The 25,818-nt window shown below is 68.8% G+C and carries 33 protein-coding genes; 13 read left to right on the top strand and 20 right to left on the bottom strand.

The features are described from left to right. Positions 1-97: 97 nt before the first annotated feature. Entirely contained in the window at positions 98-922 is an 825-nt protein-coding gene (locus ACZ1HC_RS07925; RefSeq protein WP_472699503.1) for a DUF6635 family protein, read from the top strand. Here the strand turns inward: ACZ1HC_RS07925 and queF are convergent. Next, a complete protein-coding gene (gene queF / locus ACZ1HC_RS07920) occupies positions 919-1,380 on the bottom strand; it encodes a preQ(1) synthase (RefSeq protein ID WP_472699502.1) in 462 nt (153 codons plus the stop codon). The genes ACZ1HC_RS07925 and queF overlap by 4 nt on opposite strands. 112 nt (positions 1,381-1,492) lie before the next feature. Between queF and ACZ1HC_RS07915 the strand changes: the two genes are divergently transcribed. Further along, the gene (locus tag ACZ1HC_RS07915; RefSeq protein WP_472699501.1) at positions 1,493-1,894 is read left to right on the top strand and encodes a group III truncated hemoglobin; all 402 of its coding nucleotides are present in this window, start codon (positions 1,493-1,495) and stop codon (positions 1,892-1,894) included. On the opposite strand, the gene ACZ1HC_RS07910 is transcribed toward ACZ1HC_RS07915, so the two are convergent. The 4 genes from ACZ1HC_RS07910 to ispH are packed head-to-tail and all read right to left on the bottom strand — an operon-like array spanning position 1,891 to position 4,567. After that, positions 1,891-2,523, bottom strand: a complete 633-nt coding sequence (locus ACZ1HC_RS07910; RefSeq protein WP_472699500.1) for a trimeric intracellular cation channel family protein — start codon at positions 2,521-2,523, stop codon at positions 1,891-1,893. The genes ACZ1HC_RS07915 and ACZ1HC_RS07910 overlap by 4 nt on opposite strands. Further along, positions 2,520-2,987 (bottom strand): ribonuclease HI, encoded by a 468-nt coding sequence (gene rnhA / locus ACZ1HC_RS07905; protein ID WP_472699499.1) that lies wholly within the window; start codon positions 2,985-2,987, stop codon positions 2,520-2,522. Before rnhA ends, ACZ1HC_RS07910 begins: the two co-directional genes overlap by 4 nt. Then, positions 2,980-3,585 (bottom strand): glutathione S-transferase family protein, encoded by a 606-nt coding sequence (locus ACZ1HC_RS07900; protein WP_472699498.1) that lies wholly within the window; start codon positions 3,583-3,585, stop codon positions 2,980-2,982. Before ACZ1HC_RS07900 ends, rnhA begins: the two co-directional genes overlap by 8 nt. A gap of 49 nt (positions 3,586-3,634) precedes the next feature. Further along, positions 3,635-4,567, bottom strand: a complete 933-nt coding sequence (ispH, locus tag ACZ1HC_RS07895) for a 4-hydroxy-3-methylbut-2-enyl diphosphate reductase (protein WP_472699497.1) — start codon at positions 4,565-4,567, stop codon at positions 3,635-3,637. A gap of 212 nt (positions 4,568-4,779) precedes the next feature. On the opposite strand from ispH, the gene secG reads away from it, so the two are divergent. Together secG and ACZ1HC_RS07885 are read left to right on the top strand one after the other, a co-directional pair. Next, positions 4,780-5,379 carry a preprotein translocase subunit SecG gene (gene secG / locus ACZ1HC_RS07890; RefSeq protein ID WP_472699496.1) on the top strand — a complete coding sequence of 200 codons (600 nt, stop codon included), beginning with the start codon at positions 4,780-4,782 and terminating at the stop codon, positions 5,377-5,379. A gap of 169 nt (positions 5,380-5,548) precedes the next feature. Then, entirely contained in the window at positions 5,549-7,192 is a 1,644-nt protein-coding gene (locus ACZ1HC_RS07885) for a CTP synthase (RefSeq protein ID WP_472699495.1), read from the top strand. Positions 7,193-7,232: 40 nt separating this feature from the next. Here the strand turns inward: ACZ1HC_RS07885 and ACZ1HC_RS07880 are convergent, their stop codons facing one another. Then, complete coding sequence (locus ACZ1HC_RS07880) at positions 7,233-7,787, bottom strand: LabA-like NYN domain-containing protein (RefSeq protein WP_472699494.1); 555 nt, start codon at positions 7,785-7,787, stop codon at positions 7,233-7,235. Between the two features lie 96 nt (positions 7,788-7,883). Here ACZ1HC_RS07880 and folK point away from each other — a divergent pair, with 96 nt between their 5' ends. The 4 genes from folK to ACZ1HC_RS07860 all read left to right on the top strand — a co-directional run bounded on the left by folK (position 7,884) and on the right by ACZ1HC_RS07860 (position 11,717). Continuing rightward, positions 7,884-8,483 carry a 2-amino-4-hydroxy-6-hydroxymethyldihydropteridine diphosphokinase gene (gene folK, locus ACZ1HC_RS07875; RefSeq protein ID WP_472699493.1) on the top strand — a complete coding sequence of 200 codons (600 nt, stop codon included), beginning with the start codon at positions 7,884-7,886 and terminating at the stop codon, positions 8,481-8,483. Between the two features lie 71 nt (positions 8,484-8,554). Next, positions 8,555-8,908 (top strand): DNA-directed RNA polymerase subunit omega, encoded by a 354-nt coding sequence (rpoZ, locus tag ACZ1HC_RS07870; RefSeq protein ID WP_472699492.1) that lies wholly within the window; start codon positions 8,555-8,557, stop codon positions 8,906-8,908. Between the two features lie 29 nt (positions 8,909-8,937). Then, positions 8,938-11,052: a RelA/SpoT family protein gene (locus ACZ1HC_RS07865; protein WP_472699491.1), complete on the top strand. Its 2,115-nt coding sequence runs from the start codon at positions 8,938-8,940 to the stop codon at positions 11,050-11,052. Between the two features lie 32 nt (positions 11,053-11,084). After that, on the top strand, positions 11,085-11,717 hold the full coding sequence (locus ACZ1HC_RS07860; RefSeq protein ID WP_472699490.1) for a DUF2062 domain-containing protein: 633 nt from the start codon (positions 11,085-11,087) through the stop codon (positions 11,715-11,717). Between the two features lie 25 nt (positions 11,718-11,742). Here ACZ1HC_RS07860 and ACZ1HC_RS07855 read toward each other — a convergent pair whose 3' ends face one another. Both ACZ1HC_RS07855 and otsB read right to left on the bottom strand, forming a co-directional pair. Then, complete coding sequence (locus tag ACZ1HC_RS07855) at positions 11,743-13,086, bottom strand: alpha,alpha-trehalose-phosphate synthase (UDP-forming) (protein WP_472699489.1); 1,344 nt, start codon at positions 13,084-13,086, stop codon at positions 11,743-11,745. A gap of 9 nt (positions 13,087-13,095) precedes the next feature. Next, positions 13,096-13,842 carry a trehalose-phosphatase gene (otsB, locus tag ACZ1HC_RS07850; protein ID WP_472699488.1) on the bottom strand — a complete coding sequence of 249 codons (747 nt, stop codon included), beginning with the start codon at positions 13,840-13,842 and terminating at the stop codon, positions 13,096-13,098. Between the two features lie 142 nt (positions 13,843-13,984). On the opposite strand from otsB, the gene ACZ1HC_RS07845 reads away from it, so the two are divergent. The 3 genes from ACZ1HC_RS07845 to msrA all read left to right on the top strand — a co-directional run bounded on the left by ACZ1HC_RS07845 (position 13,985) and on the right by msrA (position 15,979). Continuing rightward, positions 13,985-14,950 carry an NAD(P)H-dependent flavin oxidoreductase gene (locus ACZ1HC_RS07845; protein WP_472699487.1) on the top strand — a complete coding sequence of 322 codons (966 nt, stop codon included), beginning with the start codon at positions 13,985-13,987 and terminating at the stop codon, positions 14,948-14,950. Between the two features lie 76 nt (positions 14,951-15,026). Next, positions 15,027-15,473, top strand: a complete 447-nt coding sequence (gene msrB, locus ACZ1HC_RS07840) for a peptide-methionine (R)-S-oxide reductase MsrB (protein ID WP_472699486.1) — start codon at positions 15,027-15,029, stop codon at positions 15,471-15,473. Continuing rightward, entirely contained in the window at positions 15,470-15,979 is a 510-nt protein-coding gene (msrA, locus tag ACZ1HC_RS07835) for a peptide-methionine (S)-S-oxide reductase MsrA (protein ID WP_472699485.1), read from the top strand. The genes msrB and msrA overlap by 4 nt, the downstream gene beginning before the upstream one ends. An 11-nt stretch (positions 15,980-15,990) precedes the next feature. On the opposite strand, the gene ACZ1HC_RS07830 is transcribed toward msrA, so the two are convergent. Continuing rightward, complete coding sequence (locus ACZ1HC_RS07830) at positions 15,991-16,611, bottom strand: YqgE/AlgH family protein (protein ID WP_472699484.1); 621 nt, start codon at positions 16,609-16,611, stop codon at positions 15,991-15,993. Positions 16,612-16,713: 102 nt separating this feature from the next. Here ACZ1HC_RS07830 and ACZ1HC_RS07825 point away from each other — a divergent pair, with 102 nt between their 5' ends. Next, entirely contained in the window at positions 16,714-17,490 is a 777-nt protein-coding gene (locus ACZ1HC_RS07825; protein WP_472699483.1) for a protein-disulfide reductase DsbD domain-containing protein, read from the top strand. Here ACZ1HC_RS07825 and ACZ1HC_RS07820 read toward each other — a convergent pair. From ACZ1HC_RS07820 to ACZ1HC_RS07810, 3 genes are read right to left on the bottom strand one after another with little or no spacing between them, the layout of a single operon-like run. Beyond that, complete coding sequence (locus ACZ1HC_RS07820; RefSeq protein WP_472699482.1) at positions 17,487-18,308, bottom strand: uracil-DNA glycosylase; 822 nt, start codon at positions 18,306-18,308, stop codon at positions 17,487-17,489. The two genes, ACZ1HC_RS07825 and ACZ1HC_RS07820, sit on opposite strands and share 4 nt — an antisense overlap. Before the next feature lie 2 nt (positions 18,309-18,310). Then, positions 18,311-19,015 (bottom strand): response regulator, encoded by a 705-nt coding sequence (locus ACZ1HC_RS07815; RefSeq protein WP_472699481.1) that lies wholly within the window; start codon positions 19,013-19,015, stop codon positions 18,311-18,313. Positions 19,016-19,025: 10 nt separating this feature from the next. Next, positions 19,026-19,538: a MarR family winged helix-turn-helix transcriptional regulator gene (locus tag ACZ1HC_RS07810; protein WP_472699480.1), complete on the bottom strand. Its 513-nt coding sequence runs from the start codon at positions 19,536-19,538 to the stop codon at positions 19,026-19,028. A gap of 154 nt (positions 19,539-19,692) precedes the next feature. On the opposite strand from ACZ1HC_RS07810, the gene ACZ1HC_RS07805 reads away from it, so the two are divergent. Next, positions 19,693-20,562 carry a branched-chain amino acid aminotransferase gene (locus tag ACZ1HC_RS07805; protein ID WP_472699479.1) on the top strand — a complete coding sequence of 290 codons (870 nt, stop codon included), beginning with the start codon at positions 19,693-19,695 and terminating at the stop codon, positions 20,560-20,562. 134 nt (positions 20,563-20,696) lie between these two features. On the opposite strand, the gene ACZ1HC_RS07800 is transcribed toward ACZ1HC_RS07805, so the two are convergent. The 8 genes from ACZ1HC_RS07800 to ACZ1HC_RS07765 form a co-directional block, all read right to left on the bottom strand. Further along, positions 20,697-20,885, bottom strand: coding sequence for a hypothetical protein (locus ACZ1HC_RS07800; protein WP_472699478.1), 189 nt, complete (start codon positions 20,883-20,885; stop codon positions 20,697-20,699). Between the two features lie 61 nt (positions 20,886-20,946). Then, positions 20,947-21,408, bottom strand: a complete 462-nt coding sequence (locus ACZ1HC_RS07795; protein WP_472699477.1) for a PTS sugar transporter subunit IIA — start codon at positions 21,406-21,408, stop codon at positions 20,947-20,949. A gap of 84 nt (positions 21,409-21,492) precedes the next feature. Beyond that, positions 21,493-22,068: a ribosome hibernation-promoting factor, HPF/YfiA family gene (gene hpf, locus ACZ1HC_RS07790; RefSeq protein ID WP_472699476.1), complete on the bottom strand. Its 576-nt coding sequence runs from the start codon at positions 22,066-22,068 to the stop codon at positions 21,493-21,495. 176 nt (positions 22,069-22,244) lie between these two features. Then, entirely contained in the window at positions 22,245-22,994 is a 750-nt protein-coding gene (lptB, locus tag ACZ1HC_RS07785; RefSeq protein WP_472699475.1) for an LPS export ABC transporter ATP-binding protein, read from the bottom strand. Continuing rightward, positions 22,994-23,470 carry a lipopolysaccharide transport periplasmic protein LptA gene (lptA, locus tag ACZ1HC_RS07780; protein WP_472699474.1) on the bottom strand — a complete coding sequence of 159 codons (477 nt, stop codon included), beginning with the start codon at positions 23,468-23,470 and terminating at the stop codon, positions 22,994-22,996. Before lptA ends, lptB begins: the two co-directional genes overlap by 1 nt. Before the next feature lie 20 nt (positions 23,471-23,490). Further along, complete coding sequence (locus ACZ1HC_RS07775) at positions 23,491-24,060, bottom strand: hypothetical protein (protein WP_472699473.1); 570 nt, start codon at positions 24,058-24,060, stop codon at positions 23,491-23,493. Between the two features lie 3 nt (positions 24,061-24,063). Continuing rightward, entirely contained in the window at positions 24,064-24,963 is a 900-nt protein-coding gene (locus ACZ1HC_RS07770) for a KpsF/GutQ family sugar-phosphate isomerase (RefSeq protein WP_472700808.1), read from the bottom strand. A 117-nt stretch (positions 24,964-25,080) separates the two neighbouring features. Further along, complete coding sequence (locus ACZ1HC_RS07765) at positions 25,081-25,695, bottom strand: ribonuclease D (RefSeq protein ID WP_472699472.1); 615 nt, start codon at positions 25,693-25,695, stop codon at positions 25,081-25,083. Between the last annotated feature and the right edge of the window lie 123 nt (positions 25,696-25,818).

Genomic DNA, 25,818 nt, shown 5'->3' with positions numbered 1-25,818 from the left:
CGGCGACCCGGCGGCGCGAGACCTCACGCCACCGGGTTGCTAATTCGGGATCCGAACGCCAGAAATTCCATGCCGACCTCTATAGAAAGCCGCCCGCGTGCCCGCAACCCTGACCGACGACCGCATGGTCCGGCGCCGCGCCGCCGTGTCGCGCTTCGTGCGCGACCGTTACGGGCCGCGGGGAACGCTGCGGCTGCATCGCGCGGCCTTGGGCCGCGACCTGCTGCGCGCGCCGATCAACGTCATGCTGTCTCCGCTGTTTCTGCTGACCCGGCTGGGGGGCTGGGCGCTGTCGCGGCTGGGCCTGCGGCGGGCGGGCGGCTGGCTGTCGGCGCGGAGGATCTTCCTGCCCTCGGACATGGGCCGGGTGATCCAGGCCGACCTGGTGCGCCTGGTGGCCGATCTGGACGCCCAGGGCATCGGCCCCGCAGCCCCGCCCGAAGTCACCCGTCACGGCGCAGCCAGCCTGGCCGAAACCCGCAATGCCGTGTCCGAGATCACCACCTCGGTCATCGTGCTGGTCCTGGGATGGCTGCTGTTCGACCGCGCCACGCCCGGCGTGATCTCGCTGGCCGGACCGCTGGCCGAGATGCGCGCCCATGGGACCGCCGTGAACGACTTCCTGCTGGGCGACCGGCTGGGCCAGGCCTGGTACTGGGCCTTCCCGGTCGAGCTTTCGCCGTGGGAGGTGGTGCTGACCGGCCTGGCGCTTGCGGTGATCGGATCGCTGGTGACGACCTTCGCGGGCCTGCTGGCCGATCCGGTGCAGGTCCTGACCGGCACCCATCGCCGCCGGATCCTGCGCCTGCTGGACCGGCTGGACCGCGCCCGGCCGGGTCCCGGCCTGGAAGGCGAACACCTGCTGGCGCGGGCGGGGGATCTGTCGGACGCCGCCATGATGATCTGGCGAAACCTGCGCTAGCCGCGGCCGCGATAGCCCGCGACCCCCTGATCGGGCAGCCACAGCCCGGCGGGCGCGGCGCCGGTCTGCCAGAAGACGTCGATGGGCATCCCGCCGCGCGGATACCAGTAGCCGCCGATCCGCAGCCAAGCCGGCGCGATGGTCTGGACCAGGCGCTTGCCGATGCCTACGGTGCAATCCTCGTGGAAGGCGCCGTGGTTGCGGAAGCTGCCCAGGTAGAGCTTCAGGGACTTGGATTCCACCAGCCAGTCGCCGGGGACATAGTCGATGACCAGATGCGCGAAATCCGGCTGGCCGGTGATCGGGCACAGGCTGGTGAACTCGGGCTGGGTGAAGCGGACGGCGTAAAGCTCGCCGGGCTGGGGGTTCGGCACGCGCTCCAGCACGGCCCGGTCGGGGCTTTCGGGCAGGTCGGTCCTGGCGCCAAGCTGGGTCAGCGCGTCGGTATAGTGGGGCATCGCGGCCCTCCTTTCGCGGTGCCCGGGCTAGCAGCCGCCGGGCGGTGCGTCAAACCGCCCCTTGCGCCCGGCGCCGCGCCGGACCACATCGGGATCAGTAACGGACCGCCCCATGATCCCGCCCCGTTTCGACGTGACCCCGGACCAGATCGACCGCGTCGTTGCCGTCTTCTACGGCGCGGTGCGCCGGCACGAGGTGCTGGGACCGGTCTTTGCCCGTCACGTCGCCGACTGGCCCGCGCACGAGGCGCGGATCGCCGCCTTCTGGCGCAACGCGATCCTCTACGAACGCAGCTATGACGGCAATCCGATGCGCGTCCACAGGCAGGCGGGGGACGTGCGCGCGGATCATTTCCCGGTCTGGCTGGCGCTGTTCGACGAGACCCTGCGCCGCACCCTGCCGCCCGAACCGGCGCGGGCCTGGGCGGCCCTGGCCCACCGGATCGGCGCCGGGCTGCGCATGGGGGTCGAGGATCTGCGCGAGCCCCGCGCGGGCCCGCCGGCGCTGCGCTAACGGCGCGGCGGGCGCGCCTTGTAGGTGGGCAGGCTCCACCCCAGCAGCAGGCTGCCTGCGCGCAGGGCGATAACCACCAGCCCGCCGCAGATCAGCGCCACCGGGCGCGGCATCCCGAGGCCGATCAGCGCGACCGCCACCACCGCCCCGCCGAAGGCCGCGGTCACATAGAGTTCGCCCTGCTTCAGCACCATGGGCAGTTCGTTGCCCACCACGTCGCGGATCAGCCCGCCGAAGGTGCCGGTGACGACGCCCATCGCCACCACGATGACCGGGCCGGCGCCGGCCTGCGCCGCGATCCCCACGCCCGCCGGAACCGCCACGGCAAGGGCGAAGGCGTCCAGCCAGACGATCAGGCGATAGCGGCTCTCGAACAGGTGTGCGGTGAAGAACACCAGCACCGCCGCGCAGGAGGTCAGCAGGATCAGTTCCGGCTGGCCCACCCAGAACACCGTGTCGCGGTTCAGGATCAGGTCGCGCACCGTGCCGCCGCCGATCCCGGTCAGGGTGGCGAAGAAGATGAAGCCCACCAGATCCAGCTGCGCCCGGCTGGCGACCAGCGCGCCGGTCAGCGCAAAGACCAGCACCGCCGCGTAATCCAGGACCGGAACCAGAAGCCCGGGCGTCACCCCGCCACCCTTGCGGGCTTGAAGGGCGCCATGCCGGCCCGCGCCAGTTCGTCGGCCCGTTCGTTTTCGGGATGGCCCGCATGGCCCTTGATCCAGGCCCAGGTGACGGTGTGGCGGCGCTGCGCCTCGTCCAGGCGCTGCCACAGTTCGGCGTTCTTCACGGGCTTGCGGTCGGCGGTCTTCCAGCCGTTCCTCTTCCAGCCGTGGATCCACTGGGTCACGCCGTTCTTCACATAGGCGCTGTCGGTGGTGATGGTGATCGCGCTTGGCCGCGCCAGCACCTCGAGCGCCGCGATCGCGGCCATCAGCTCCATCCGGTTGTTGGTGGTCAGGGCCTCGCCGCCGGAAAGTTCGCGCTCCTTGACGATCCGGCCGCCATCCATCGCCCGCATCAGAACGCCCCAGCCGCCGGGGCCGGGATTGCCGCTGCAGGCGCCGTCGGTCCAGGCGAAAAGCTCAGTCATCCAGCCCCACATGATTGGGAAGCGCCGCGACGCGGCCCAGCCATCCCCGGAGGGCGGTGAACCGCGCCATGTCGAAGCCGCCACGCTCGCCGGCCTGATGCGTATAGGCGTAAAGACAGATGTCGGCCAGGCTGGGACGGTCGCCCACCAGCCAGTCCCGCCCCGCTAGCCGATCCTCGATCACCTGCAGCAGGGCGTGGCCGCGTTCCAGAAGGTCCGCCATGCGTCCGGGCGTGGCCTGGGCGCGGCGGTGGGGATAGCTGCGCAAGGCGGCGCGGACCGCGATGACCCCCTCGTGCTGGTTCTGCTCCCAGAACATCCAGGACAGCATCTCGGCCCGTCGGAAGGGATCGGCGGGAACAAGGGCCGTCCCCTCGCCCAGCCAGCACAGGATCGCGTTCGATTCGGGCAGCAGCCGCCCGTCGTCCAGTTCCAGCACCGGCGCCTTGCCGAAGGGCAGCCGCCCCAGGGCCCTGGCGCGTTCCAGGGCATCGGAGCGGTCCTCGACATCGACCGTCTCGACCGTTCGTCCCAGCAGCGCCAGCAGAAGCCGCACCTTGTAGCTGTTGCCAGAGGAGGGCATCGAGTAGAGCCGCATCTGCCTTGACCTTGGTTGATATCGGGGGGGCGGGGGTAAGGCGCCGGCCTCAGGCGGTTTCCCGCAGGACCCTGGGCACCTTGAACTCGACGTTCTCCTGCGCCGTCTCGACGATCTCGACCGTCACCTCGTAGCGGGCGCGGAAGGCGTCGATGACCTCGTTCACCAGCACCTCGGGGGCGCTTGCCCCCGCCGTGACGCCGACCGCGCGGGCCCCGTCGATCGCGCGCCAGTCGATCTGGTCGGCGCGCATCACCAGCTGCGAATAGGCGCAGCCCGCGGCCCGGCCGACCTCGACCAGGCGCCTGGAGTTCGAGGAGTTGGGCGCCCCGATCACCAGCAGCGCGTCGATCCTGGGGGCAACCGCCTTGACCGCCGCCTGGCGGTTGGTGGTGGCATAGCAGATGTCCTCGCGCGCCGGACCGGCGATGGCGGGGAAACGCGCCTTCAGCGCCGCGACGATCTCGGCGGTGTCATCGACCGACAGGGTGGTCTGGGTGATGAAGGCCAGGCGTTCGGGATCGCGGGGCGCGACGGCCGCCACATCCTCGACCGTCTCGACCAGGATCACCTCGCCCTCGGGCAACTGTCCCATGGTGCCCAGCACCTCGGGATGGCCGGCATGGCCGATCATCACCATCTGCAAGCCCTCGCCATGATGGCGAGCGGCCTCGTTATGAACCTTGGTCACCAGCGGGCAGGTGGCGTCCACATGGATCATGTTGCGCCGCCGTGCCTCGGCGGGGACCGCCTTGGGCACGCCGTGGGCCGAGAAGATCACCGGGCGGTCGTCGGGAACCTGGTCCAGTTCCTCGACGAAGATGGCGCCCTGCGCGCGCAGCCCGTCCACCACGAACTTGTTGTGGACGATCTCGTGGCGGACATAGACCGGGGCGCCCCATTTCTGCAGCGCCATTTCCACGATCTTGATCGCGCGGTCCACGCCCGCGCAAAAGCCGCGCGGCGCGGCCAGATACAGCATGAGGGGGGCTTGGCCTGTTCCATGCCCCCGAGGTAGCGTGCCGGGGCCGCTTCGTCCAGCGGCAAGCCGGTCACAAGCCGGCCAGCGGCGACCCGCGACCCGACGCCCCGTGCAGGCGTTCCCCTGCATCCACCGCGGGCGGGTTTCTGTTGCTTGCCATCATCCCCCCGGGTGACTAGATAGGCGCGTCCGAAAGCGAAAGGCCGAAAGCCGTGGAAAACGTCGTCCTGACCATCCATCTGATCCTCGCGGTGCTGCTCACCGGAGTGGTGCTGCTGCAACGATCCGAGGGTGGCGGGCTGGGCATGGGCGGCGGCGGCGGCGTGATGACCGGCCGACAGGCGGCGAACGCGTTGACCCGGCTGACCTGGATCTTCGGCATCGCGCTGTTCGTGACCTCGATCGCGCTGACGATCATCGCGGCGCGGCAGGTGTCCAACAGTTCGATCATGGACCAGCTTGGCGTGCCCGCGGGCCGTCAGGAATCGACGCTGCCGGCGGCGCCGACCTATGTTCCGCCGCCCTCGACCGGGACGGCGGGCGATCCGCTGACCCCGCCCGCGCCCGACGCCCCGGCCGCCGCCATCAGCGCGGCGCCCGAAACGGCGGCCCCCCAGACGGCGACGCCCGAGGCAGCGGCCCCCGCGGCCGAGCCGGTGACCCCGCCCGCAGCCGAAGCCCCGACCCCGGCGCCCGCCCAGCCGGCCACCGCACCCGAAGCCGCCGCTCCTGCTCCTGCACAGGTTCCTGCACAGGCCGCGCCCGCGGCCCCGGCGCCGGCCCAGACCCCTGCGGAAGCGCCGGCGGACTGACGCCATACCACCGCTAGGGGCGGTATCGTCCGCCCCCACATCAACTTGCGGTTCCTTGCGGCCTCGGGGCGAATCGGCTATATCCCAAGTCCCGTGATGCTGGTCGCCGGACGGCCCGCAGCCATCCAGAATTTGCGAAATCACGCTTTCAAGACTCACGGGGGCCTTCATGGCGCGTTACATCTTCATCACCGGCGGCGTCGTGTCCTCGCTTGGCAAGGGCCTGGCCTCGGCGGCACTGGGCGCGCTGTTGCAGGCACGGGGCTTCACCGTGCGGCTGCGCAAGCTGGACCCCTATCTGAACGTCGATCCCGGCACCATGTCGCCCTTCGAACACGGCGAGGTCTTCGTGACCGACGACGGCGCGGAAACCGACCTCGACCTGGGCCATTACGAACGCTTCACGGGCGTGGCCGCGCGCCGCACCGACAGCGTGTCCTCGGGGCGGATCTATTCCAACGTGCTGGAAAAGGAACGCCGGGGCGAATACCTGGGCAAGACCATCCAGGTGATCCCGCACGTCACTAACGAGATCAAGGACTTCCTTGCGATCGGCGCCGACGAGGTGGATTTCATGCTGTGCGAGATCGGCGGCACGGTGGGCGACATCGAGGGCCTGCCCTTCTTCGAGGCGATCCGCCAGTTCATCCACGAACGCCCGCGCGGCCAGTGCATCCTGATGCACCTGACGCTGCTGCCCTATCTGGCGGCGTCCGGGGAACTCAAGACCAAGCCCACCCAGCACAGCGTCAAGGAACTGCAATCCATCGGCCTGGCCCCCGACGTGCTGGTGTGCCGGTCCGAACATCCGATCCCGGAAAAGGAGCGCGCCAAGATCGCGCTGTTCTGCAACGTCCGCCCCGACGCGGTGATCCCCGCCTATGACCTGAAGTCCATCTACGAGGCGCCGCTGGCCTATCACCGCGCGGGCTTGGACCGGGCCGTGCTGGACGCCTTCCAGATCAGCCCCGCCCCGCGGCCCGACCTGTCGAAATGGGAGGACGTGATCGACCGGCTGGAGAATGCCGAGGGCGAGGTCCGCATCGCCGTGGTCGGCAAGTACACGCAGCTCGAGGACGCCTACAAGTCCATCGCCGAGGCGCTGACCCACGGCGGCATGGCCAACCGCGTCCGCGTGCGCGCCGACTGGGTGGACAGCGAGAAGCTGGAAGGCGAAGGCGCGCATCTGCTGGACGGATACCACGGCATCATCGTGCCGGGCGGCTTCGGCGAGCGCGGCACCGAAGGGATGCTGGTCGCCGCGCGCTATGCGCGCGAGAAGAAGGTGCCCTATCTGGGCATCTGCCTGGGAATGCAGATGGCCGTGATCGAGGCCGCCCGCAACTTGGCGGGGATGCCCGATGCCGGCTCCGAGGAGTTCGACCACGAGGCCGGAAAGACCCGCTTCACGCCGGTCGTCTATCACCTCAAGGAATGGGTGCAGGGCAACTACACCGTGCAGCGCAAGGTGACGGACGACAAGGGCGGCACCATGCGGCTGGGCGCCTATACCGCCGTGCTGGCGCCCGATTCGAAGATCAGCGAGGTCTATGGCGGCGCCACCCGGATCGAGGATCGCCACCGCCACCGCTACGAGGTGGACGCCGCCTATCGCGAGCGGCTGGAAAAGGCCGGCCTGTGCTTTTCGGGCATGTCCCCCGACGGCAAGCTGCCCGAGGTGATCGAATATCCCGACCACCCCTGGTTCATCGGCGTGCAGTCCCACCCCGAGCTGAAGTCGAAGCCCTTCGCCCCCGCGCCGCTGTTCGCGGGCTTCGTCAGGGCCGCGATGCAGGAGGGACGGCTGGTGTGATGCGGCCGCGGGGCGCCCCCAGGGCGCCTCGCGCCTTGCCTCACGCGTCGGACGCGGGCTGCTGTTCACGCGGCGGGCGGCCGACGATGTCGCGCAGCGCGTCCAGTTCGATGAAGTTGTCGGCCTGACGGCGCAGGTCGTCGGCGATCATCGGCGGCTGGCTGCGGATGGTGGACACCACCGAGACCCGCACGCCCTGGCGCTGCAGCGCCTCGATCAGCGGCTTGAAGTCGCCGTCGCCCGAAAACAGCACCGCGTGATCCAGCCGGGGGGCAAGCTGCATGGCGTCGATGGTCAGTTCGATGTCCATGTTGCCCTTGACCTTCCGGCGGCCCAAGGCGTCGGTGTATTCCTTGGCGGGCTTCGTCACCACGCAATAGCCGTTGTAGTGCAGCCAGTCCACCAGCGGGCGAATCGGCGAGTAGTCCTCGCCGTCCATCAGGGCGGTGTAGTAGTAGGCGCGCATCAGCTTGCCGCGGCGGTCGAACTCCTGCCGCAGCAGCTTGTAGTCGATGTCGAACCCCAAGGCCTTTGCCGAGGCATAGAGATTGGCTCCATCGATGAAGATCGCCAGGCGATCGTCCTTGTAAAACATGGTCCTTGCCTTCAATGGAACTGCGCGGCGGCCCGACGGGCCCGCAGCCTTGCACATGCGTCCCCGACGCTGGACTTCGTAAACCGGACGGATGCCATGGAGAACTTGTCTTTCGGTATCGTTTCCCTGGGATCGAACCTGCCATCCGCCGCAGGCGATCCCGGGCAGTCCCTTCGCGAAGCCCTGGGCATTCTGCATGACGAACCGGGCATTTCAATACCCGCGATCAGCCGCATCTGGCGCACCCCCGCGGTCCCGGCGGGATCCGGCCCGGACTATGCCAATGCCGCCGCGCTGATCCGCACCGGTCTGGCCGCGCCCGACCTGCTGGACCGCCTGCACGCGATCGAGGCGCGCTTCGGCCGCGACCGCAGCACCGGCCGCTGGTCCGCGCGGGTGCTGGATCTGGATCTGGTGGCCTTGGCCGACCTGATCCTGCCCGATGCCGCGACGCTGCGCCGCTGGATCGGGCTGGACGGCGCCAGCCAGCGGATTCTGGCCCCCGACCGGCTGATCCTGCCCCATCCGCGGATGCAGGACCGCGCCTTCGTGCTGGCGCCGCTGGCGGAAATCGCGCCGGGCTGGCGCCACCCCTTGACGGACCGGACGGTGTCGCAGATGCTGGCAGCGCTTGGCGAGGAAGCCCTTACGGGCATGACACCGCTGCCCTTGGGCGGCGGGCTGGCCTGGCCTTGACATTTTCGGCCGCGATGGTCACAACCTCGGTTTCGCCCCGGATTTCCGATTCGCAACTGCACAGGTGAGACATGGCCCGCGTAACGGTTGAAGACTGCGTCGACAAGGTCCCGAACCGCTTTGATCTGGTGATGCTGGCCGCGCATCGGGCCCGAGAAATCACGGCCGGCAGCCAGCCCACCGTGGACCGCGACAACGACAAGAACCCGGTCGTCGCCCTGCGCGAGATCGCCGAGGAAACGCAGCCCGTGGACGACCTGCGCGAACGCATGATCGAGGCCACGCAGACGCAGATCGAGGTTGACGAGCCCGAGGAGGACGCGATGGCGCTGCTGCTGGGCGCCGAAGTGGACCGTCCCCGGCCCGCCGACGAGGAATCCGAGGAACGGATGCTGCGGATGATGCTGGAAGCGAACCAGCGATAGGATACGGGATAAAGGTCTTCGGCCAGGAAATGATCGACGTCGAAGACCTGATCGCGCTTGTCCGCAACTACAACCCGCGCAGCAACGCCGCCCTGATCCGCGATGCCTACGAATACGGGATGCGGATGCACGAAGGGCAGTTCCGCCATTCCGGCGAACCCTATTTCACCCACCCCATCGCGGTCGCCGCGATCCTGACGGAAATGCGGCTGGACGACGCCACCATCGTCACCGCCCTGCTGCACGACACGGTCGAGGACACGCGGTCCACCAAGGACGACTTGGCCAGGATGTTCGGGGCCGAGATCGCCGAACTGGTCGATGGCGTCACCAAGCTGACCAACCTGGAACTGTCCTCGGCCCAGTCCAAGCAGGCCGAGAACTTCCGCAAGCTGTTCATGGCCATGTCGCGCGACCTGCGGGTGATCCTGGTCAAGCTGGCTGACCGGCTGCACAACATGCGCACCATCAGGTCCATGCGCCCCGAGAAGCAGGTCAAGAAGGCACGCGAGACCATGGACATCTTCGCGCCCCTGGCCGGGCGCATGGGGATGCAATGGATGCGCGAGGAGCTCGAGGACCTTGCCTTCAAGGTCATCAACCCCGAGGCGCGCAATTCCATCATCCGCCGCTTCGTCAGCCTGCAGCGCGACAGCGGCGACATCATCGGCCAGATCACCGCCGACATCCGCACCGAACTGGAACGCGAGGGGATCGAGGCCGACGTGTTCGGCCGCGCCAAGAAGCCCTTCTCGGTCTGGCGCAAGATGCAGGAAAAGCAGCTTGCCTTTTCCCGGCTGTCCGACATCTACGGCTTTCGCATCATCACCCGGTCCGAAATGGACTGCTATCGCGCGCTGGGGGTGATCCACCAGCGCTGGCGGGCGGTGCCGGGGCGGTTCAAGGACTATATCAGCCAGCCCAAGTCCAACGGCTACCGGTCGATCCACACCACCGTCTCGGGGCGCGACGGCAAGCGGGTCGAGGTGCAGATCCGCACCCGCCAGATGCACGAGGTGGCCGAGGCGGGCGTGGCCGCGCACTGGGCCTATCGCGACGGGGTCAGGACCAAGAACCCGTTCGCCGTCAATCCGGCCGAATGGATCGACAGCCTCACCGACCGCCTGGAGGGCGAGGACCACAACGAGTTCCTCGAGGCCGTCAAGCTCGAGATGTACCAGGACCAGGTGTTCTGCTTCACGCCCAAGGGCGACGTGATCCAGTTGCCCAAGGGCGCCACGCCGATCGACTTCGCCTATGCCATCCATACCCGGCTGGGCAATTCCTGCGTGGGCGCCAAGGTGGACGGCATCCGCGTGCCCCTGTGGACGCGGCTCAAGAACGGGCAGGCGGTGGACATCATCGCCGCCTCGGGGCAGCGCCCGCAATCGACCTGGCTGGACATCGTCGCCACCGGCCGCGCCAAGTCCGCCATCCGCCGGTCCCTGCGCGAGGAGGATCGCGACCGTTTCATCCGCCTGGGCCGCGAGCTGGTGCGCGTCAGCTTCGAACATGTCGGCCGCAAGGTGACCGACAAGGCGCTGCGCACCGCCGCCAGGCAGATGGGCCTTGCCGACAGCGACGAGTTGCTGGCCCGGATCGGCAGCGCCGAAACCTCGGCCACCGAGGTGCTTGAGGTCCTTTATCCGCATCTGGGGGTCCAGCAGGACGAGATCGACAGCACCCGCCCCTTCGCCGGGGTCGAGGCCGATGCCGACTTCAAGCGCGCCCGTTGCTGCGATCCGCTGCCCGGCGAACGGATCGTCGGCATCACCTATCGCGGCAAGGGGGTGGTGATCCACGCCATCGACTGCCCGGTTCTGGCCGAATTCGAGGACAGCCCCGATCGCTGGGTCGATGTGCAATGGCGCGCAGGGCGCCACCCGGCGGCCTATTCCACCATGCTGTCGCTGACGATCCGCCACGATGCCGGCGTGCTGGGCCGCATCTGCAGCCTGATCGGCGCGCAGGGGGCGAATATCTCGAACCTTGAATTCAAGGACCGCAAGCCCGATTTCTATCGCATCGAGGTCGAGATCGAGCTGCGCGACCAGGAACATCTGCACAACCTTCTGACCGCGCTCGAGGCGGAAAGCGACGTTGCGCAGGTTGCCCGGATCCGCGACATCGCCAAGAAGCCCTGATCGGGCGCCGCCTGGACTGGGGGAAGCAGACCGTGTTCAAGCGCAGCAAGCCGCGCAGCTACGGGCAACTGGCAAGCGAACTGATCTATCCGCCGGGCGGCTTCCGCCGGTCCACCACCTATCTGTGGTACCGCCTGCGCCGCCTGCCCGACCAGCCCCACCGCATCGCCCGGGGCATGGCCGCGGGGGTGTTCCTGTCCTTCACGCCGCTTCACGGCTTTCACTTCATCGTCGCGGCGCTGGTGTCGCTGGCGATCCGGGGGAATGTGCTGGCGGCCTTCGTGGGCACCTTCGCCGGCAACCCGCTGACCACGCCCTTCATCGCGCTTGCCTCGGTCGGGCTGGGACGGACCATCCTGGGACTGCCGGGCGACATGTCGCCCCAGGTCATCTTCCGGGAATTCGCCCATGCCACGGCCGAGACCTGGCACAACGTCATGTCCGCCGTCGGCCCCGGCCCCACCAGCTGGAGCGGGCTTTCCGAGTTCTGGCACGAGATCTTCCTGCCCTATGCGGCGGGGGGCGCGGTCCTGGGCTTGGTGGCGGCGATCATCACCTATTACCTGACGATCCCGCTGGTGCGGCGCTATCACCGCCGGAAGGCCCGGGCCATGGCCGCGCGCATCGCGCGGGTCCGCGCGCGGTCGGGGCGGGACGGATCCTGAGCCCGCGGCGCCCCACGACCAGGGCCTAGGCGCGCGCCTGATCCAGTGCCGCCAGATAGGCCGCCGACCACCATTCAACGTCATGCTCGACCACGCCGCGCAGCAGGGCGGCGTGGCGTTCCTGGCGTTCCTCAAGCGGCATGGTGATGGCCTGCTGCATGGCCTGGGCAAGCTCGTTGGGGTCGTGGGGGTTGATGATAAGGGCCTCGGTCATCGCCTCGGCCGCGCCGGCGAAGCGCGACAGGATCAGGACGCCGGGATCGGCGGGATCCTGGGCCGCGACGTATTCCTTGGCCACCAGGTTCATGCCGTCTGCCAGCGGGGTGACCAGTCCCACCCGCGACTGGCGGTAAAGGCCCGCCAGTTCGTTGCGGGGGATCGGGCGGTGGATGAAGCGGATCGGGGTCCAGTTCACCGTGGCGAACTGGCCGTTGATGCGGCCGGCCAGATGTTCGGTTTCCTCGCGGATCTGCTGATAGGCGTCCACGGATTCGCGCGTCGGCGGGGCGATCTGCAGCAGCATCACCCGTTCCGTCAGCGAGGGGTCGTTTTCCAGAAGATACTGGAAGGCCCGGAACCGCTGCGGGATGCCCTTGGAATAATCCAGCCGGTCCACGCCGATCATCGACTGCGACCCGGTCAGGGTGCGCATCTTGTCCTCGTCCCGGGCGCTCTGGGCCAGGGTGATGAAGGCCTGGGCGTCGATGCCGATAGGGAAGACCCCCGCCCGGACGCTGCGGCCCGCAAGGCGGAACTCGGTATCGGACACCTGATCGAAGTCGCACAGGCTGCGGGCACTTGTCGCGAAATGGTCAAGGTCGCGCTGCGCCTGGAAGCCCAGCAGGTCGTAATGGGACAGCCAGGCGAACAGCTCGTCCGGGTTGGGAAGCGTCGCGCAGTCGGTGGGACCGGGGAAGGGGATGTGCAGGAAATGCCCGATCAGCCCTTTCACGCCCAGCTTGCGCAGTTCCTGCGCCAGCGGAAACAGCTGGTAATCCTGAACCCAGATCCGGTCGTCGGGGCGCAGATGCGGGACGATCAGCCGGGCGATGCGTTCGTTCACCCGGCGGTATCCGTCCAGATATTCGGGCAGGATGCGGATCAGGTCGGCGCGGCCGTGGCAGACGGGCCAGAGGACCGAATTGGAATAGCCCAGGTAATAATCGTCGTGATCCTGCGCCGTCAGATCGAAGGAGGCGCGCAGGAAGGCCGCGCCTTCGTGGAAGGCCAGCTCCTCGGCGGGCTGCTCGACCGTGTCGCCGGAAAAGCCGATCCACAGCCCCCCGACCGGCTCAGCGCATCCTCGAGCGCGACGACGAGCCCCCCGAGGGGTTGTCGCCCAGGGGGATGCGGTTCGAGATGGCGACAAGTCGTGACATCAGTTCAGCCTTTCCAAAGCATCGTCCAGCCAGCGGGCCAGGGCAGCGGGATCGGCCAGCCGCGTCCGCGCCACGGTCTCGCCCTCGCCGATCTTGATGCCGTGCCCGCCCAGCGCCTGTGCGCGGGCCATTGCCGCCTCGTCCGTCAGGTCGTCGCCGGCATAGACCGGAACGCGGCCGGCAAAGGGGCTTCGCGCCATCAGCCGGTCCAGCGCCGCGTCCTTCCCGGTGCCCCCCGGCCGCAGTTCGACCGCCATCTTGGCGGGTTGCAGGACCATGCCCGGATGCGTCTCGGCCAGGTGCTGCATCACAGTCTCGACCACCGGGCGCAGCGCCGGATCGGCGCGGTAATGCAGCGCGACGCCATGGGGCTTGCGCTCGACCAGGATGGCGGGATGGGCGGCAACGGCGCCTGCCGCCGCCTCGTGCAGCGCGGCGATGTCCACCTCGACGTCGTGGGTCGTCTGGATCCGCTGCCCGCCGATCGCCAGTTCGGCGCCGTGGCTGCCCGCGATCGCGCCCGGAAAGTCCGGCAGAAAGGCCCGTAGGTCGGCCACGTCCCGCCCCGAGATCAGCGCCACCGCCCCGCCAAGCCGGTCATGCAGCCGCGCCAGACGGGACGGCAGACCGGCCGGGATCACCACCGCGTCGGGGCGGGGCGCGATCTCGACCAGGCATCCGTCGAAGTCCAGGAACAGGGCCGACTCCGGGGTCAGGATCGGGGCATTTCGGGCAAGCGGCTGCATCGGCGCGCGTTCTTCCTTGCGACAAAGCTAGTCCGTCAACCCCTCAGCCCCGCGATGGGTTCACTGCCGCGTGAGTTATTCCGCCGCGTCAAGGTTGCCCTACCCCGCCCGCCGCGCCATCGTGCCGCAAACGGAGGACATCATGCTGCCCGCAATCCTGCAGACCCTGCGCATCCCTGTGGTCGCCTCGCCCATGTTCATCGTCTCGGGGCCGGATCTGGTGATCGCGCAATGCAAGGCGGGCATCGTCGGCAGCTTTCCCGCCCTGAACGCCCGCGAGGCCGAGGGCGAGCCGCCCCTGCTGGACGCCTGGCTGACCCGCATCCGCGAGGAACTGGACCGTCACAACCAGGCCAACCCCGACCGGCCGGCGGCGCCCTTCGCCGTCAACCAGATCGTCCACCGCAGCAATGCCCGGCTGGACCGCGACATCGAGATCTGCCACCGCCACCGCGTGCCGATCTGGATCACCAGCCTGGGCGCGCGGGTCGAGGTCAACCAGGCCGCCCACGACTGCGGCGGCATCGCGCTGCACGACGTCATCAACAATGTCTTCGCCCGCAAGGCCATCGAGAAGGGCGCCGACGGCCTGATCGCCGTGGCGGCGGGCGCGGGCGGCCATGCCGGGCCGCAATCGCCCTTCGCCCTGATCCAGGAGATCCGCGACTGGTTCGACGGCCCGCTGCTGCTGTCGGGCGCCATCGCCACCGGCCGGGCGGTTCTGGCGGCGCAGGTCATGGGAGCCGATCTGGCCTATATCGGCAGCCCCTTCATCGCCACCCGGGAAGCGAACGCCCAGCCCGAATACAAGCGGATGATCGTCGAAAGCGGCGCCATGGACATCGTCACCTCGACACGCTTCACGGGCATCTCGGGGAACTACCTGGGGCCGTCGATCCGCGCCGCGGGGCTGGATCCCGACCGTCTGGAAGGGTCCGATCCCTCGGCGATGAACTTCGGCAGCGGCGGCCCGAAGGTCAAGGCCTGGAGCGAGATCTGGGGGTCCGGCCAGGGTATCGGCGCGGTGCGCGACATCGTGCCCGCCGCCACCCGGATCGACCGGCTGGCCGAGGAATACGCGGCGGCCCGGGCGGCAATCTGCGGCTGAGCCTTTGCGGATCGGCGCCGCGTTCCCATATGAAGCCTGCAAAAAGGACCACGAAAAGGACCAGCGGAGGACAAGCATGGCCTATGAGAAGACCGCCGACGCCCTGGCGCGGCTGACGCCCGAGCAGTATCGCGTCACCCAGCAAAGCGGCACCGAACGCCCCTTTACCGGCGAATACGACCACCATTTCGAACCCGGCATCTATGTGGACGTGGTATCGGGCGAGCCGCTGTTCGCATCCTCGACGAAATACGATTCGGGCTGCGGCTGGCCCGCCTTCACCAAGCCCATCGACGGAAACGTGACCGAACATCGCGACCTGTCGCACGGCATGGTCCGGGTCGAGGTCCGCTCGAAGCACGGCGACAGCCATCTGGGCCACGTCTTCCCCGACGGCCCGCGCGAGGCGGGCGGGCTGCGCTATTGCATCAATTCGGCCGCGCTGCGCTTCGTGCCCAAGGACCGGATGGAAGCCGAAGGCTACGGGGCCTACCTGTCCCAGGTCGAGGAGGCCGCGCAATGAGCGAACGGGCGGTTCTTGCGGGCGGCTGCTTCTGGGGAATGCAGGATCTGATCCGCCGCCTGCCGGGCGTCATCACGACGCGGGTGGGCTATAGCGGCGACGATTTCCCCAACGCCACCTATCGCAATCACGGCAACCATGCCGAGGCGATCGAGATCATCTTCGATCCCAGCATCATCACCTATCGCCGCCTGCTCGAGGTGTTCTTCCAGATCCACGACCCCACGACGCCGAACCGGCAGGGCAACGACATCGGCCCCAGCTACCGGTCGGCGATCTACTACGTGAACGACGATCAGCGGCGCGTGGCCGAGGATACCATCGCCGATGTCAATGCCTCGGGGCTATGGCCCGGCAGGGTCGTCACCGAAGTCGAGCCGGTGGGCGAGTTCTGGGAGGCCGAGCCCGAGCATCAGGATTACCTGGAACGCTACCCGAACGGCTATACCTGCCACTTCCCGCGTCCGAACTGGGTCCTTCCCAAGACCACCCGCGCCGCCGAATAAGCGCGGGCAGATCAGGCATGGCCCGCCGCCGCCGACAGCAGCGACGGGTCGATGCCCTGGGCGCGCAGCGCGGTCTGCCACTTGTCGGCATGGGCGGTGCTGAAGATCAGATCCTCGGCGCCGTCACCCGTCAGCCAGCCGTTGTGCAGCATCTCGTGTTCCAGTTGCCCCGGCCCCCAGCCCGCATAGCCAAGCGCCAGAACCGCCGAGGCGGGGCCCTGGCCGTGGGCCAGATCCTCGAGGATGTCGCGGGTGGTGGTCATCGCCAGGGTCCGGCCGATCCGCAGGCGGCCTTCGGGATCGTCGCCGTGTTCGGGGACATTGTGCAGCACGAAGCCGCGCCCCGGCTCGACCGGGCCGCCGAAGCGCACCTCGATCCGCCGCGCGGCCCCGTCGCTGGAGATGCCGAGTTGTTCCAGAAGATCGCCGAAGTCGATGTCGGGAAGGGGGCGGTTCAGGACCAGCCCCATCGCGCCTTCATCGGTATGCGCGCAGATCAGGACCACCGAACGCTCGAATCGCGGATCGGCCATGCCAGGCATGGCGATCAGGATCTTGCCTGTCAGGTTGGTTCGGTCCTCGGCGGGCGGAACGCCGCCGAAACGGATGCCTTGGGTGCCGGAACTGGTCATCTGCTCTCCTTCCGCTTCAAGATCGGCTCTTGGCCGCCGGGTTGCAAGACCTGCGCGCAATCGTGACTTCATCCCGCCGCCGATCGCCGCTACCCATGACCCATGACCCGATCCGTCCTGCCTTTCGCCTTCCTGTGCCTTGCCGCCCTGCCCTCGGCCGCCGAAAGCCCGGCCCCCGGACTGGTCGAGGCGCGCCTTCTGCCGGGCTGGACCCTGCCTGACGGAAGTCGGGTCGCCGCCCTCGAGTTCCGGCTGGAGCCCGGCTGGAAGACCTACTGGCGCAATCCCGGCGACAGCGGGCTGCCGCCCCGGTTCGACTGGTCGGCATCGGCCAACCTTGCGGGGCTTGACCTTCACTGGCCCGCCCCCCAGGCAATCCCGTCCCAGGACGGGCTGGCGCTTGGCTATCACGACCGGCTGATCCTGCCCTTCACCGCCCGTCCCGCCGATCCGGCCCGTCCGGTCGATCTGGCTGTGACGGTGGATTTCGGCCTGTGCAAGGACATCTGCGTTCCCGCCCATGTGGCGCTGCAGGCCGACGGCGCGGCGGCCGAACCCGATCCGGCGATCCTGGCGGCGATGGACCGGGTGCCGCGTCGCGCCGGCGACCGCCCGGCCTGCCGCCTGGAACCCATAGCGGACGGGATGCGCGTCACCGCCACCCTGCCCCGCCCGGTGACCCTGGCGGCGATGGAGCTGGCCGGCAGCGACGTCTGGATTTCGGGGACGGAGCTGACGACCCGGGCCGGGGTCACGGTCATGTCCGCCGACTTCGTCCCGCCCGAGGCCGCGCCCTTCGCGCTGCCGCAGGACCGGCTGGTGTTCACCCTCATCGACGAGGGCGGCGCGGCGGTCGAAATGCGGGGCTGCGCGGGCTAGTTCCCCAGCCGCGCCGACAGCGACAGAAGATCGGCCCAAGCCTCGCGCTTGGCGGCGGGGTTGCGCAGCAGATAGGCCGGATGCGTCATCGGCAGGGCGGGACGGCCGAAGGCCTGGGTCCAGCTGCCGCGCAGGCGCAGGATGCCGCGCCGGCCGATGGCGGCCTCGCAGGCCATGTTGCCCATCAGGACGACCACCTCCGGCGCCACCAGGTCGATGTGGCGGCGCACGAAGGGCAGGCTGACGGCGATCTCGTCGGGCTGGGGGTCGCGGTTGCCCGGCGGGCGCCAGGTCAGGACATTGGTGATGTAGAGCGCGCGTTCCGCATCGACCGCGCGGCGCGACAGGCCGATGGCGTCGAACATCCGGTCCAGCAACTGACCCGCGCGCCCCACGAAGGGACGGCCCTGCCGGTCCTCCTCGTCGCCCGGCGCCTCGCCCAGGATCAGCACGCGGGCCTTGGCATGGCCATCGGCAAAGCAGAAGTTGCGCGCGCCCTTCTTCAGCTCGATCCCGTCGAAGCCCTCCTGCGTCGCGGCCAGATCGTCCAGCGTGGCCGAGGCCGCCGCCAGCGCCTCGGCCTGAGCGACGCGGCGGAGCAGATCCTCGTCGTCGCCACCCTCCAGCGCCAGGGCCGGCGCGGCGGGGGGCGCCGGGGCCGCCTGCTGGGGCGGCTGCGGCGCCTGGGCCGGCAGGGCGAAGCGGTCCAGGGGGGCGTCGCCCACGGCCTCGTCCACGCCCATCTCGGCCTGCCATTCCAGAAGCGCCAGGGCGGTTTCGGCGTCCAGGTCGATGCCGTGATAGATCAGCCGTTCCATGCCTAGTCCACGACCAGCATGTATCCCGTCCCGCGCACGGTCTGCAGAAAGCGCGGCTCGCGCGGGTCGGGTTCGATCTTGCGGCGCAACCGGGTGATCTGCACGTCGATGGCGCGTTCCGAGTTCTCGGTTTCGTCGCCGCCCCCGCGGCCGAGATCCTCGATCAGGTCGGCGCGGCTGACAGGTTCGCCCTTGCTGGCGGCCAGCCGGCGCAGCAGCGCCTGTTCGGTGCCGGTCAGGCGCAGGTGGCTGTCGCCCTGCCACAATTCGCCCTTGTCGATGTCATAGCGCAGCGCGCCCAGCGTCAGGAACTTGGGCTGGCGCATCTCGGGGGCGGGGACGCGGCGCAGGATGGCGTTGATGCGCAGCAGCAGTTCGCGCGGCTCGAAGGGCTTGGGCAGATAGTCGTCGGCGCCGACTTCCAGGCCGGTGATGCGATCCTCGGTTTCGCCGCGGGCGGTCAGCAGCAGGATCGGCGTGGCCAGCGTCTCGCGCAGGGACCGGGTCAGGGCGAAACCGTCCTCGCCCGGCATCATCACGTCCAGAACGATCAGGTCGAAGTCCAGCCCTGCCAGCAGCCGCCGGGCCTGCGCCGCGTCGCGGGCCAGCGTCACCAGAAAGCCGTTCCTGCGCAGGAACCGGCCCAGCAGCGCGCGGATGCGTTCGTCGTCGTCGACGATCAGCAGATGGGCGTCAGTCTGGCTCACGGCGCAGCCTTTATTCGGGCAGATCCTTCATAGACTGATACTGCGCCCGCGTCTCGGGGTCCATCATCGCTTCCAGCACCTGACGAAAGCCCGCCACCGCCTGCGGACCGGCGGCGCGATAGGCCTGGCGCATCCGCGCCCGCTGCGCCTCGGACAGGCGGCGTTCCAGCGCGGCGCCTTCCTCGGTCAGGTAGAGATGGCGCTCGCGGCGGTCGCGGCGGCCGACGCGGTTTTCCACCAGTCCGTCCTCGATCAGGGTGCGCAGAACGCGGTTCAGCGATTGCTTGGTCACCCCCAGCACCGCCAGAAGCGCCGTCACCGTCAGGCCAGGGTCGCGGTTGATGAAATGCAGCGCCCGGTGATGGGCGCGCCCGTAGTTCATCCCGGCCAGGATCATGTCGGGATCGGCGGTGAAGGCGCGATAGGCAAAGAACATCGCCTCGATCCCGCGCCGGATCTGCTCGTCGGTCAGAAACAGCAGATCCTCGCCCATCAGGGCATGAACGCGAAGCGTCTCGACCATGAAGCTCTCTCCTTGATGCCGGCTTGATAGGGCAGTCATGTTGACTTTCCAAGATTCGATTGCTAGTCGTCAAGGACTTAGCGCAACAAATGGGCCGATTCCGGGTGGGCCTGCGCAAGATCCGCAAAACCCGGACTGGCTTTTGGAGAGAACGATGACGGGCGCTTATGACGATCGCGACGGCAAGATCTGGATGGACGGCGAACTGATCGACTGGCGCGAGGCGAATGTCCACATCCTGACCCATGCGCTGCATTATGCAAGCTCGGTCTTCGAGGGCGAGCGGTGCTATGACGGCAAGATCTTCAAGGGCCACGAACATTCGGTGCGGCTGATCGAATCGGCGCGCCTGCTGGACATGCAGTCCCCCTATTCCGCCGAGCAGATCGACGCCGCCAAGGAGGCCGTCCTGAAGGCCAACAACTTCACCAATGCCTATGTGCGGGCGGTGATGTGGCGCGGTTCGGGCCCCGACATGGGCGTGTCGGCGGCGCGCAACCCGGTCCGCATGGCGGTGGCCTGCTGGGAATGGGGCAGCTATTACGGCGACGCCAAGTGGCAAGGCGCCAAGCTGGACGTGGCCAAGTGGAAGCGTCCCTCGCCCGAGACGATCCCCACCGCCGCCAAGGCCGCCGGGCTCTACATGATCTGCACCATGTCCAAGCACGCCGCCGAGGCCAAGGGCTGTTCGGACGCGCTGTTCATGGACTGGGAAGGCTACGTGGCCGAGGCGACCGGCGCCAACATCTTCTTCGTGCGCGACGGCGAGGTTCATACCCCCCTGGCCGACCGCTTCCTGAACGGCATCACCCGCCAGACGGTCATCCAGATGCTGAAGGACGGCGGCACCACCGTCCACGAACGCCGCATCAAGCCCGAGGAGCTGGAGGATTTCCAGGAATGCTTCCTGACCGGCACCGCGGCCGAGGTGACCCCGGTGGGCCAGATCGGCGACTGGCATTTCCAGGTGGGGCAGACCACGCGGAAGGTGGCCGAGGATTACGAGCGGCTGGTGCGGGCCTGACGCCGCCTGCCCCGTGCCGCCCAAGGCCGCAGGGCTGCTGATGCGGCAGCCCGGGCCGGATCAGCAGAGCGGACGCGGAAGGCGCAGGGGTTCGGCAGGGGCAGTCCAGCCGCATCCGGGGCCGGGCGTTGCCTTCAGCTCATCCGGCCGCGTTCGATCCGGGCATATTCCACCGCCTTGCGGTTGGTGTCGCCCCGGGTCTGAGGACGCGAGCGCAGCGCCTCGATGGCGGGATGCGTCCTCGATTCCCGTTCTTGCCGGGCGAACTCGCGCAGGGTGATCGCCCCCTTGTCGCGGGGCATGTCCGTGATCGTTCTGGTCATCTTCGGCCTCCTCCTCGGGTCGGGACCCTGTATAGGCCGAATCGGCCCGGATCCAAAGCCTTCAGGCGGCCTTGGCGCCCTGGGCCGACAGCACCGCGTGCAGCTTGACCGGATCATCGTTGGCGCGCAGCTTGGCGCGCAGGTCAGGGTCGCGCAGCGTGCGCGACACCAGCGCAAGCGCCTTGAGGTGATCGACGCCGCTGCTTTCCGGGGCCAGCAGCCCGAAGGCCAGATCGACCGGCTGGCGGTCCACCGCGTCGAAATCCAGCGGCTTGTCCAGCCGCACGAACAGGCCCACCACCCGGTCCAGCCCGTGCAGCCGCGCATGGGGCAGCGCCACGCCCTGGCCCACGCCGGTCGGCCCCAGGCTTTCGCGTTCCTGCAGCGCGTCCAGCACCTCGGTGGCGTTCAGCCCGTATTCGGCATGGGCCAGTTCGGCAAGCTCCTGAAAAAGGCGCTTCTTCGAGGTGCACTGGCCCAGTGACCGGACCGCGCCGGGCTTGAGGATTTCGGTCAACTGCATGGCTTGCGTCTTTCCCAAGGCTCAAGCGCCCCCGCGCAGGATGCCGGGGGCGCGTCGGTTCAGCGAGGCGTCATGCAGCGGGTTTCAGCCGTTGCCGCGCGGGTCGATCCAGCCCACATTGCCGTCGTCGCGGCGGTGAACCACATTGACGCCCCCGTGCTTCTCGTTGCGGAACACCAGCAGCGGCGTTCCCGACAGTTCCATCTGCATCACCGCATCGCCAACCGACAGGGTCGGCACGCGGGTCTCCATCTCGGCGATGATGATCGGCTGCAGGCCGCTGTCCTGCGTTTCCCACTCATCCTCGTCGGCGGCCAGCACATACATGCCCGCCTGCCCGAATTCAACCGGCTCGGACCTGTCCTTGTGGTGATCCTTCAGGCGGCGCTTGTAGCGGCGAAGCTGCTTGTCCATCTTCTCGCGGCAGGCCTCGAAGGCGGCATAGATCTCGGTCGCGGCGCCGCGCGCGGTCACGTTCAGCCCGGTGGACAGATGCACCACCGCGTCGCACATGAACTGGTGGGCATCCTTCGAGAAGGTAACCGTGGCATCGGTGGGGCGCTGCGAATACTTGCCGACCGTCTCGCCCAGTTCCGTCTTCACATGGGTGGACAGCGCGTCGCCGATGTCGATCTGTTTTCCGCTGATGGTATAGCGCATCGTCACTCCTCTCGGTTGCCCGTTCCCGCATGCGCCGGCCCGTCTGCCGGCACGGGGCGGAAGCGGGGATGGCGGCCGCGGTTCCTGCCGCGCCCGCATGAGACAATCTGGTGACAGCCGCGCGGTTCTGTCAACGGTATGCGGGGACGACGCGGCAATTTCACGCGCCCGCCCCGTCAGGCCATGCGGAACCCTTCGCCCAGATAAACCTCGCGCACGCGGGGATCGGCGACGATCTCCTCGGTCGATCCCGACATCAGCACATGGCCGTCGTGCAGGATATAGGCGCGGTTCACGATGCCCAGGGTCTCGCGGACGTTGTGATCGGTAATCAGAACGCCGATGCCGCGCGACTTGAGGTCATGGACCAGGCCGCGGATCTCGCCCACGGCGATCGGATCGACGCCCGCAAAGGGTTCGTCCAGCAGCAGGAAGCTGGGATCCGAGGCCAGGCAGCGGGCGATCTCGGTCCGGCGGCGCTCGCCGCCCGAAAGGGCCAGGGCGGGCGCGGCGCGCAGATGCGCGATCGAGAAGTCGCCCAGCAGCTCCTCCAGCCGGTCGCGGCGGTGCCGGGGATCCTCGTGGACGACCTCGAGGACGGCCATGATGTTCTGCTCGACCGTCAGGCCGCGAAAGATCGACATCTCCTGCGGCAGGTAGCCGATGCCCATGCGCGCCCGGCGGAACATCGGCAGCCGCGTCGCATCCTGCCCGTCGATCAGCACCTGCCCCGCGTCGGGCGGCACAAGACCCGCGATGCAATAGAAACAGGTGGTCTTGCCCGAACCGTTCGGCCCCAGCAGGGCCACGACCTCGCCGCGGGCCAAATCCACGGCGACGTCGCGGATCACCGGGCGGTTGCGATAGGACTTGCGCAAGCCCCGGACCCTCAGGCCGTCGCCGCTGCGCGCCGCCGCCCCCCGCATCAGTTGCCGCCGGGCTGCAGGACGGACCGCACCCGCCCCTCGACCTGGGCGGTGCCCGTTTCCAGGTTCACCAGCATCCGGTCCCCGGTCAGCACGTTCTGCCCCTGCGTCAGCACCACATTGCCCGTCAGCGTGACATGGCCCGTCTCGACGTCGTAGGTGGCGGCCTCGGCCTCGGCCGCGTCGGGCCCAGAAACCAGCGTCACGTTGCCCTTGGCGTCCAGGGACCGGATGCGGGTCTGGTCGCCGTCGGCATAGGCCACGGTGACGCTGTCGGCGGAGAGGCGCATCTCGCCCTGGCCGATCACGACGTTGCCGGTAAAGACCGCGCTGCCGTCCGCCTGGTTGACCGACAGGTTGTCGGCGGCGACCTCGACCGGGGCCTGGATGTCGGCGCGCATCCCCCCGAAGGCCAGGTTCTGCGCCAGGGCCGGCGGGGCGGCAAGGATCAGGGCTGTCAGCAGGGGGCGCAGCATCGGCTTGTCCTTCCGGTGGATCAGGGCTGGTATATCAGACGGACATCGCCGGAAAAGTTCAAGATGGAAGCATCCTCGCCGGGGGCGGGTACAAGCTCCATGCGGCGGGCCGACAGTGTGCCGAAGGGCGCCTCGGCCTCGACACCCGCCTGGGCGGCGATGCGGGACCGGTCGGTTGCGGCATCCAGGCTGGCGGCATCGACCGTCCAGCCGGTGGATGTCGTCATGCGCACCCCGCCATCCAGATGGATCACCCCATCCGCCAGGCTGGCCCGGGGCGCGGCCAGATCCGCGCGCAAGCCGTCCGGGCGCTGCCAGTCCAGCCGCAGATCCTGCGCCCGGCCGCCGCCGGGACCCGGCGCGGCCTCGGTCGCGCGCAAGGTCAGCCTGGCCCCGTCGTCGGTGACGCCCGAATATTCGGGCGCGACCAGCCGCGGATCGCGGGCCATCGCCTCGGCGTCCACATCGGCATAGGGGATGCGCGATTCCCCGTCCCCCCCGCGCGAGAACAGGAACAGCGTCGAGAGCAGCACAAGCGCCGCCAGGGGCAGCAGGACGCGCAACCAGCGAACGACACGCGTGCGGTTCATCGCCTAGACGATCCCGGCCCGAAGGCAGTCGTGGATATGCAGGATGCCCTGCGGCATCCCGTCGGCCACCGCGAACAGGCAGGTGATCTTGCGATCCTGCATCTGCGCCAGGGCGGCCTCGGCCAGGGCATCGGGCGCGATCACCCGCGGGCCGGGCGTCATCACCTCGGACGCCCGGCGCTCCAGCAGGCCCTCCATGTGCCGGCGCAGGTCGCCATCGGTGATGATGCCGGTCAGCCGGCCCGAGGCATCGGTCACGCCGGTGACGCCGAAGCCCTTCTGGCTGATGACCAGCAGCGCCTCCGCCATCGGCGCATCCTCGGCCACCAGGGGCATGTCGCGATGCATCAGATCGGCCACCTTGGCCAGGCGGGCGCCCAGCTTGCCGCCGGGATGGAAGGTGCGGAAATGTTCAGGCGTGAACCGGCGATGCTCCATCAGCGCGACCGCCAGGGCATCGCCAAGCGCCAGCGTCATGGTCGTCGATGTCGTGGGCACGATGCCGTTGCCGCAGGCCTCGGGCGCCAGGGGCAGCACAAGCGCCACGTCCGACTGCCGCAGCAGGGTCGATCCCGGGCGCGAGGCGATGCCGATCAAGGGGATCGCGAAGCGGCGGGTATGGGCGATCAGGTCGGCAAGCTCGGGCGTCTCGCCGCTGTTGGACAGCACCAGGGCCACGTCGTCCTTGGTGACCATGCCCAGGTCGCCGTGGCTGGCCTCGGCGGGATGGACGAACTGCGCGGGCGTCCCGGTCGAGGCGAAGGTCGCGGCGATCTTGCGCCCGACATGCCCCGACTTGCCCATTCCCGAAACGATCACCCGGCCGCGCGCGCCCAGGATCAGGTCGACCGCGCGCGTGAAATCCTCCGACAGCCCTGCCGCCAGCGCCTCCAGGCCGGTCATCTCGCAACGGATCACCCGCCGCGCCGTCTCGATGTAGTCCGCCACGCCTCTGCCCTGTCTCCTGTGCCGAAATATCCTCGGGGGTCCGGGGGCAGACAGCCCCCGGGCGTTGACCATCTAGTGCCTGAAGATGTCGTTTTCATCCCCCCAGCCCAGCAGGTCCAGATGGGCGCGCGCGGGCAGGAAGTCGAAGCAGGCCTGCGCCAGTCCCAGGCGGTTCTCCCGCCGCAGCCGCTCTTCCAGCGCCTCCTTCAACCGGTGCAGGTGCAGCACGTCCGAGGCCGCGTATTCCAGTTGCGCGTCCGTCAGATCCGCGGCGCCCCAGTCGCTGGTCTGCTGCTGCTTGCTGACATCGACGCCCACCAGTTCGTTCAGCAGGTATTTCAGCCCGTGACGGTCGGTATAGGTCCTGACCAGCTTCGAGGCGATCTTGGTGCACCAGACGGGGGCGGTGACGACGCCGAAGGCGTTCTCCAGCGCGGCGATATCGAAGCGGCCGAAATGGAACAGCTTCAGGACCTTCGGATCGGTCAGCATCCGGCACAGGTTCGGCGCCTCGGTCTGGCCGCGGTCGATCTGGACCAGATGCGCGTCGCCGTCGCCCGAGGAAAGCTGTACCAGGCACAGCCGGTCGCGGCGGGGATCCAGCCCCATCGTCTCGGTGTCGATGGCCACCACCGGGCCAAGCGTCAGATCGTCGGGAAGGTCGTTGGGGTAGAGATGGATGCTCATCGCGTCGTCCGTCCGGGCCAGGGCTGTGATGGCGCCCCTCTCACCAGAAAGCGGCGCGTCATTCCAGTCCTATTCGCGCGACGGCGGGGACGCGGAAGGGCCGGCCGGGGCGGACGCTCCGGC

This window comes from Paracoccus sp. BR5-17 (genome assembly GCF_055693925.1).
The sequence above is the reverse complement of the archived record's forward strand: the minus strand, read 5'-3'. Positions and strand labels throughout refer to the sequence as shown.

What these genes read in the sequence shown, in the direction of transcription:
- queF (WP_472699502.1), bottom strand. Translation starts at nt 1,380, where the DNA reads ATGCCCCACTATACCGACGCGCTGACCCAGCTTGGCGCCAGGACCGAC.
- ACZ1HC_RS07915 (WP_472699501.1), top strand. Translation starts at nt 1,493, where the DNA reads ATGATCCCGCCCCGTTTCGACGTGACCCCGGACCAGATCGACCGCGTC.
- rnhA (WP_472699499.1), bottom strand. Translation starts at nt 2,987, where the DNA reads ATGACTGAGCTTTTCGCCTGGACCGACGGCGCCTGCAGCGGCAATCCC.
- ACZ1HC_RS07900 (WP_472699498.1), bottom strand. Translation starts at nt 3,585, where the DNA reads ATGCGGCTCTACTCGATGCCCTCCTCTGGCAACAGCTACAAGGTGCGG.
- ispH (WP_472699497.1), bottom strand. Translation starts at nt 4,567, where the DNA reads ATGCTGTATCTGGCCGCGCCGCGCGGCTTTTGCGCGGGCGTGGACCGC.
- ACZ1HC_RS07885 (WP_472699495.1), top strand. Translation starts at nt 5,549, where the DNA reads ATGGCGCGTTACATCTTCATCACCGGCGGCGTCGTGTCCTCGCTTGGC.
- ACZ1HC_RS07880 (WP_472699494.1), bottom strand. Translation starts at nt 7,787, where the DNA reads ATGTTTTACAAGGACGATCGCCTGGCGATCTTCATCGATGGAGCCAAT.
- folK (WP_472699493.1), top strand. Translation starts at nt 7,884, where the DNA reads ATGGAGAACTTGTCTTTCGGTATCGTTTCCCTGGGATCGAACCTGCCA.
- rpoZ (WP_472699492.1), top strand. Translation starts at nt 8,555, where the DNA reads ATGGCCCGCGTAACGGTTGAAGACTGCGTCGACAAGGTCCCGAACCGC.
- ACZ1HC_RS07865 (WP_472699491.1), top strand. Translation starts at nt 8,938, where the DNA reads ATGATCGACGTCGAAGACCTGATCGCGCTTGTCCGCAACTACAACCCG.
- otsB (WP_472699488.1), bottom strand. Translation starts at nt 13,842, where the DNA reads ATGCAGCCGCTTGCCCGAAATGCCCCGATCCTGACCCCGGAGTCGGCC.
- ACZ1HC_RS07845 (WP_472699487.1), top strand. Translation starts at nt 13,985, where the DNA reads ATGCTGCCCGCAATCCTGCAGACCCTGCGCATCCCTGTGGTCGCCTCG.
- msrB (WP_472699486.1), top strand. Translation starts at nt 15,027, where the DNA reads ATGGCCTATGAGAAGACCGCCGACGCCCTGGCGCGGCTGACGCCCGAG.
- msrA (WP_472699485.1), top strand. Translation starts at nt 15,470, where the DNA reads ATGAGCGAACGGGCGGTTCTTGCGGGCGGCTGCTTCTGGGGAATGCAG.
- ACZ1HC_RS07830 (WP_472699484.1), bottom strand. Translation starts at nt 16,611, where the DNA reads ATGACCAGTTCCGGCACCCAAGGCATCCGTTTCGGCGGCGTTCCGCCC.
- ACZ1HC_RS07825 (WP_472699483.1), top strand. Translation starts at nt 16,714, where the DNA reads ATGACCCGATCCGTCCTGCCTTTCGCCTTCCTGTGCCTTGCCGCCCTG.
- ACZ1HC_RS07820 (WP_472699482.1), bottom strand. Translation starts at nt 18,308, where the DNA reads ATGGAACGGCTGATCTATCACGGCATCGACCTGGACGCCGAAACCGCC.
- ACZ1HC_RS07810 (WP_472699480.1), bottom strand. Translation starts at nt 19,538, where the DNA reads ATGGTCGAGACGCTTCGCGTTCATGCCCTGATGGGCGAGGATCTGCTG.
- ACZ1HC_RS07805 (WP_472699479.1), top strand. Translation starts at nt 19,693, where the DNA reads ATGACGGGCGCTTATGACGATCGCGACGGCAAGATCTGGATGGACGGC.
- ACZ1HC_RS07800 (WP_472699478.1), bottom strand. Translation starts at nt 20,885, where the DNA reads ATGACCAGAACGATCACGGACATGCCCCGCGACAAGGGGGCGATCACC.
- ACZ1HC_RS07795 (WP_472699477.1), bottom strand. Translation starts at nt 21,408, where the DNA reads ATGCAGTTGACCGAAATCCTCAAGCCCGGCGCGGTCCGGTCACTGGGC.
- hpf (WP_472699476.1), bottom strand. Translation starts at nt 22,068, where the DNA reads ATGCGCTATACCATCAGCGGAAAACAGATCGACATCGGCGACGCGCTG.
- lptB (WP_472699475.1), bottom strand. Translation starts at nt 22,994, where the DNA reads ATGCGGGGGGCGGCGGCGCGCAGCGGCGACGGCCTGAGGGTCCGGGGC.
- lptA (WP_472699474.1), bottom strand. Translation starts at nt 23,470, where the DNA reads ATGCTGCGCCCCCTGCTGACAGCCCTGATCCTTGCCGCCCCGCCGGCC.
- ACZ1HC_RS07775 (WP_472699473.1), bottom strand. Translation starts at nt 24,060, where the DNA reads ATGAACCGCACGCGTGTCGTTCGCTGGTTGCGCGTCCTGCTGCCCCTG.
- ACZ1HC_RS07770 (WP_472700808.1), bottom strand. Translation starts at nt 24,963, where the DNA reads ATGACCGGCCTGGAGGCGCTGGCGGCAGGGCTGTCGGAGGATTTCACG.
- ACZ1HC_RS07765 (WP_472699472.1), bottom strand. Translation starts at nt 25,695, where the DNA reads ATGAGCATCCATCTCTACCCCAACGACCTTCCCGACGATCTGACGCTT.